This window comes from Trinickia sp. (assembly GCF_035492435.1).
Taxonomy (GTDB): domain Bacteria; phylum Pseudomonadota; class Gammaproteobacteria; order Burkholderiales; family Burkholderiaceae; genus Trinickia.
The window spans coordinates 1-5,148 of record NZ_DATJJF010000143.1 but is presented as its reverse complement, the minus strand read 5'-3'; the positions used below and the strand labels follow the sequence as shown (position 1 = coordinate 5,148).

General features: G+C 64.3%; 4 protein-coding genes. 2 read left to right on the top strand and 2 right to left on the bottom strand.

Going from position 1 to position 5,148, the window contains the following annotated elements; translation table 11 throughout:
* Both VL598_RS10950 and VL598_RS10945 read left to right on the top strand, forming a co-directional pair.
* A partial coding sequence (locus tag VL598_RS10950) for an isovaleryl-CoA dehydrogenase (protein WP_325326737.1) occupies positions 1–1,646 on the top strand: 1,646 nt, incomplete at its 5' end.
* Positions 1,647–1,675: 29 nt separating this feature from the next.
* Positions 1,676–3,187, top strand: a complete 1,512-nt coding sequence (locus tag VL598_RS10945; protein ID WP_325326736.1) for a coniferyl aldehyde dehydrogenase — start codon at positions 1,676–1,678, stop codon at positions 3,185–3,187.
* Here VL598_RS10945 and VL598_RS10940 read toward each other — a convergent pair.
* Both VL598_RS10940 and VL598_RS10935 read right to left on the bottom strand, forming a co-directional pair.
* A complete protein-coding gene (locus VL598_RS10940) occupies positions 3,177–4,214 on the bottom strand; it encodes a serine/threonine protein kinase (RefSeq protein WP_325326735.1) in 1,038 nt (345 codons plus the stop codon). The genes VL598_RS10945 and VL598_RS10940 overlap by 11 nt on opposite strands.
* A 238-nt stretch (positions 4,215–4,452) precedes the next feature.
* Positions 4,453–4,668: a hypothetical protein gene (locus VL598_RS10935; RefSeq protein ID WP_325326734.1), complete on the bottom strand. Its 216-nt coding sequence runs from the start codon at positions 4,666–4,668 to the stop codon at positions 4,453–4,455.
* Positions 4,669–5,148 lie beyond the last annotated feature (480 nt).

Genomic DNA, 5,148 nt, shown 5'->3' with positions numbered 1-5,148 from the left:
AAGGCGCCGGCTGGCATGCCGAGGCCCTGACGGGCGACGGCGCGCAGCTCAGCACGCCGGATGTCCTCGCACTCGCCGCGCAGGCCAACCGTCACGCTCCGGAGCTTTTCACCTACAGCCCGCGCGGCGAGCGCATCGATGACCTGGAGTTTCACCCGAGCTGGCATCGGCTGCTTGCACTGCTGCGCGCGCAAGGGCTCCACGCATTGCCGTTCTCGAATCCGCGCGAGGGGGCGATGGCCGCGCGCTGCGCCGGCTACTTTCTCCATGCGCAGCTCGAATCCGGCTCCCTTTGCCCGCTGACAATGACGTTCGCCAGCATCCCCGTTTTGCGGCGCGAACCCGCCCTCTTTGCAACGCTCGCCGACAAGCTTTACGCGCTCGAACACGACTCACGCGATGCCCCGCTGGGCGAAAAGCGCTCGATGATGATCGGCATGGGCATGACAGAAAAGCAAGGCGGCTCGGATGTGCGCATGAACCGCACGCGCGCTTATGCACTCGATGCAGGCGGGCGTGGCGACGCATACCGCCTCGTCGGCCACAAATGGTTCTTTTCGGCCCCGCAATGCGACGCCCATCTCGTCCTTGCCCGCACCGATGGCGACGACGCCCTCTCCTGCTTCTACGTGCCGCGTTTCACGCCCGATGGCCAGCGCAACGCGATCCAGGTGAACCGCCTCAAGGACAAGCTAGGTAATCGCTCGAACGCGAGCGGCGAAGTCGAGTTTCTTGACGCGTACGGCGTCTTGATCGGCGAAGCGGGACGAGGCGTGCCGACGATCATCGAAATGGCCAACTACACGCGGCTCGATTGCGTGATCGGCAGCGCCGCGCTGATGCGTGCCGCACTCGTGCAAGCGATTCACCACGTGCGCCATCGCATCGCATTCGGACGATGTCTGGCCGATCAGCCGCTCATGCGCAACGTCCTCGCCGATCTCGCACTCGAATCGGAAGCGGCCACCGTGCTCTTCATGCGGCTCGCAAGGGCCTTCGATGCGCATCTGGCTGCGCAAAGCGCCGGAGGCGCTCCGGAGAGTCACCTTGATCGTGCGTGGCGGCGCATCGTCACACCGGCCGCGAAATTCTGGGTCTGCAAGCGCGCGCTCGCGTTCACCGGCGAGGCGATGGAGGTGCTCGGCGGTAACGGCTACGTCGAGGAAAGCCCTATGGCACGCCATTACCGCGAAGCGCCCGTCAACTCGATTTGGGAAGGCTCCGGCAACGTCATGTGCCTCGACGTGCTGCGCGCGATCGAACGTGATCCGCAGGCGGCGCAGGCCCTCCTCACACACTGGCGAGAGGCGGCGCACGAACATCGCACGGTCGCCGCGGCCCTGACCGAACTCGAGGCATCGCTCAGCACGCCGCCCGAAGTCCGCGAAGCGCTCGCGCGCCGCCTTGCACAGCAGCTTGTGCTGTGCGCACAGGCTGTGCTGATGCTGCAACACGCGCCTGGCGAGAACGCCGACGCGTTCATCGCGACGCGCATCGGCGGCACAATCGGCGGCCTTACTGCGGACACAGGCGACAGGGCTGGCAATGCGCTGGCGAGCGGTGCGAGCCAATGGGGTTGCGTATTCGGAACATTGCCGGGCGCATACGACCACGCCGCTATCGTTGCGCGCGCGTTCACGGCCTAAGCGCTGCGGCCACCCCCAAAGCAAACGCCATGAAAGAGAACGATCTGTCCGACGCCGCCATGCTCAATGAACTGTTGCGCGCTCAGCGCGCCGCGCATAGGCAAGTGCCCTATCCTGCCTGGGAGAAGCGCGCCGAGCATCTGAGCGCACTGCGCGCGATGCTGCTCGACCATCGAGACGCGCTCGCCCACGCGATCAGCGCCGATTTCGGTCAGCGCGCCAAGGCCGAGGTGCTGCTTTCCGAGTTGTGGCTCTTGAAGAAAGAGATCGATACCGCGCTGCGATACGGCAGGCGATGGATGAAGCCGATGCGCCGCGCGACGGGCATCTGGCTGCTGCCGGCACGTGCGCACATCTTGCCTCAGCCGCTTGGCGTCGTCGGCATCGTTGCTCCATGGAACTATCCGTTATTGCTCGCCATCGGACCGCTTGTCGGGGCGCTTGCCGCCGGCAATCGCGCAATGATCAAAATGTCGGAGCTGACGCCGAACACCGCCGAACTGATCAAACGACTGATCGCCCAGACCTTTGCCCACGATCAGGTGGCGGTGGTAACGGGCGACGCGTCATTTGGCGCGGCGTTCAGCGCGCTGCCGTTCGATCATCTGCTTTTCACGGGCTCGACGGCAGTCGGACGACAAGTCATGCGCAGCGCGGCGAACCATCTCACGTCCGTCACGCTCGAACTTGGCGGCAAATCGCCGGCCATCGTGGGTCTGCATGCGCAATTCGATGCAGCCGTCGACAGCATCGTCGCCGGCAAGACGCTCAATGCGGGCCAGACCTGCATTGCCCCGGACTACGCACTCGTGCCGCGCGGCACCGAAGCGGCGTTCATTGCACGGGCGCGCAGGCAAATGGCCCGGCTCTACCCGGATTTCGCGCGCAATCGCGACTACACGACGATCATCACGGATCAGCACTGGGCGCGCCTCGTGCGGCTTGCCGAGGATGCCGCGGCAGCCGGTGCGCAATTGCATCCGCTCATCGATGTCTCAACGCGCAACCAAGGTGCAGCCGAAGCAAGCGCATCGGCACCCCGCTCGGGCGATGTCGAAGGCGCTCCCTCGCGCAACGGGGCCTCGCAGGCGAGCCCGGCAAGCCGCCGATTCGTGCCCTCCATCGTGACGGACGCCCCCGCCGACTGCGCGCTGATGCGTGAGGAGATCTTCGGCCCGCTGCTGCCGCTCGTGCCCTACGACACGCTCGACGAGGCCATTCGCTACGTGAATGCGCGCGAACGCCCGCTTGCGCTTTATCTCTTTGAGAACGATCCGGCGAGCGTCGAGCGCGTGCTGCGCGAGACGGTCTCAGGCGGCGTCGCCATCAACGAGACGCTATTGCACGTGGCTTGCACGGGACTGCCATTCGGCGGTGTGGGCGCGAGCGGAATGGGCGCCTACCACGGCTACGAGGGCTTCATGACGTTTTCGCAAATGAAGCCCGTTTTCACGCAGGCACGCTGGAATGCGCGAGGCTGGCTGCTGCCGCCCTACGGACGGCGCTTCAAGGCCATCGTCAGTCTGATGCTCAAGGCGTGAGCGGCCCTTCCTGCATTGCTCCGATCTGCTCACGCAACTCAAGCACGCGCGCTTCCCAATAACGCTGCGTGTTGAACCAGGGGAAAGCGGCCGGGAACGCGGGATCGTCCCAGCGTCGTGCAAGCCAGGCTGCATAGTGAATCAGCCGCAGCGTCCGCAGCGCTTCAATCAGTTGCAACTCGCGTGGGTCGAACTCGCAAAAATGCTCATAGCCGGCCAAGAGGCCTGCGAGCGTTCGCGACGCATCGTCGCGTCCGCCGGGCAGCAGCAACCAGAGATCCTGCACCGCAGGGCCCATCCGGCTGTCGTCAAAGTCCACAAAATGCGGACCGGCATCGGTCCAGAGCACGTTGCTCGCGTGGCAATCGCCGTGCAGGCGCTGTTGCCGTACATCGCCCGCCGCATCGAACGCACGCTCGACGCCCTCGAGCGCGAGGGTCACCGCCGCTTCATACGACGCTCGGACGTCATCGGGCACGAAGCCGCTCGCGAGCAAGAAGTCACGCGGCTCATAGCCGAACGTTTGAATGTCGAGCGCAGGCCGTTCGACATAAGGCGCCTGTCGACCAATTGCATGGATGCGGCCGATGAACCGCCCCATCCATTCAAGCGTGTCGCGACGCTCGAGCTCGGGAGCTCGGCCGCCGCGGCGCTCGAAGATGGCGAAACGAAAACCGTCGAAGGCATGCAGCGAACGCGAATCGATCACGCGCGCGGGGACTGCGGGCACTTCGTGCGCAGCGAGATCGGCGACAAAGGCATGCTCTTCGAGAATCGCCTCGTCAGACCAACGGCCTGGACGGTAAAACTTCGCCACGACAGGCGCACCATCCTCGATGCCAACCTGATAGACCCGGTTCTCGTAGCTGTTGAGCGGCAGTAGCCGCCCGTCCGTTCGCTCGCCGGATGCCGCGAGCACGCCATCGAGGGCATCGAGCACGCATTCCGGCGTGAGACGCGTAAAAGGATGTGTGGGCGCGTTCGAGCTGCGCTCGTCGGAAGAATCAAAAGAGAAATCGTCGCTCATTCCGGCATTGTGCCGCAATGGCGGTCGACCGGTAGCAACAAGCACCGAGGTTTTTTCGACCCTCCCATGGTCCCGTGCTTTGGGCCGCCGTGTCGGCGTGTCGGCCATGTCGCAGCGAAGCGGCCGGTGACAGAGAGCGTGACGTGGGTTTATCCGGGCCCTCTGAGCGCAGATATGTCGCCGAAAGCCACCCGCTGCTTGAAGTTTCCGTCCAGACGGGGCTCAGTTGCCCCGTGCCTCAATGCGTCTGCGCGCCGGCAGGTCGAGCGACAATTTCGCCGGTATCGATCAGGTCCTCGATAAAAAAGGGCTCAGTGTTGAGCTGCGGCGACGCACCCGGTTCGCCCGCATACCAGGCCACCATCGCCATATCGCCGAGTATGCGCATGACGATGCCGCGGGCTCCCGCAGGCACGGCAATGTGTGCCGACGTCACGATCGAGCCAATTTGCATGATGTTTCCCCCGTATCAGTAATGAATTATCGCAAGCGAGCCGCGCATGGGGTGATGGGCCACGCCAAGAATGCTCGACAGCAGAGTAAGAAAGACGATCTACCGCCATTTCAAACGATTAGCCTTACGAAAAACTGACTACCGAAGCACGCTGCACGCTGTAGCATTGTTTTTATGCGCGCGACGCCGCCAAAGCTGGCCGCGATGGGGCCGCTAGTGCGAAGTGCGAAGGAGAAGCGTGATGGGCCATCATTTGCTGATCGGGAGGGCGCGATGGGTGCGATCGGCCTGCGCTGCGTCCGGTGCTTCATCAATCTCCCTTATCCTGCTTTTCGTCGCCCTCCTCGTGGTGGTCCTGCCAGGCTGCACCACGACGGACTCCGACTACGTCAAGCCGAGTTCCACCACAGCCACGGTTGCGCCTCTACAGCCAACCAGTCCGAGTGCCGACGAGGCGCCGCAACGGGATTGAGCGTGCGT